The following is a 736-nucleotide window of genomic DNA, read 5'->3' on the forward strand; positions in this document are numbered from 1 at the left end:
CACCAAGCTGTCTACCCATTCGGTGCAATCCGGGCATATTGCGGACGAAGCTGTACAAAGCAACCACCTGGCTGTGGCGGCTGTGGATTCGGCACATTTGGCTGCCGGAGCAGTGACCTCGGTTCATTTACAGGCTTCCTCAGTGCTTACGAGACATCTGGCCCAGGATAGTGTGTCCGGTCGTGCGCTCCAGGCGGAAAGCATCACCTCGGAAAAGCTGGCGGCACACTCGGTACAAGCGACGAATCTCGCGGAAGGCAGCGTCGGCCCTTCACATTTGACAGAGCATGCCGTACACACCCGCCATTTGGCAGCAGGAGCGGTACAGGACAGAGCGCTGGCAGAAGGGGCTGTGAAGGCCGTGCATATTGCATCGGAGGCCATCCAGCCGCACCATCTGCGCCTCGGAACCATCCAGGGCGTGCATATCGCATCAGAGACGATATCGACCCATGCATTGCAAGATGAATCTGTTACGTCTGATAAACTGGCGGAGGAAAGTGTAACCTCTACCAAGCTGTCTGCCCAATCGGTGCAATCCGGGCATATTGCAGATGAAGCCATACAAAGCCGTCACCTGACTGTGGCGGCTGTAGATTCGGCCCATTTGGCTGCCGAAGCAATTACCTCGGCCCATCTACAGGCTTCCTCGGTGCTTACAAAACATCTTGCCCCGGACAGTGTGTCCGGTCGTGCGCTCCAAGCGGAAAGCATCACCTCGGAAAAACTGGCGGCA

Annotated in this window: 1 pseudogene; it reads left to right on the forward strand. The window is 57.1% G+C overall.

The window, feature by feature from the left end:
• Positions 1-736 (forward strand): annotated as a pseudogene (locus L693_RS30615) (WIAG-tail domain); the annotation flags it as partial.

It is taken from the genome of Paenibacillus sp. 1-18 (assembly GCF_000520755.1).
GTDB lineage: Bacteria > Bacillota > Bacilli > Paenibacillales > Paenibacillaceae > Paenibacillus > Paenibacillus brasilensis.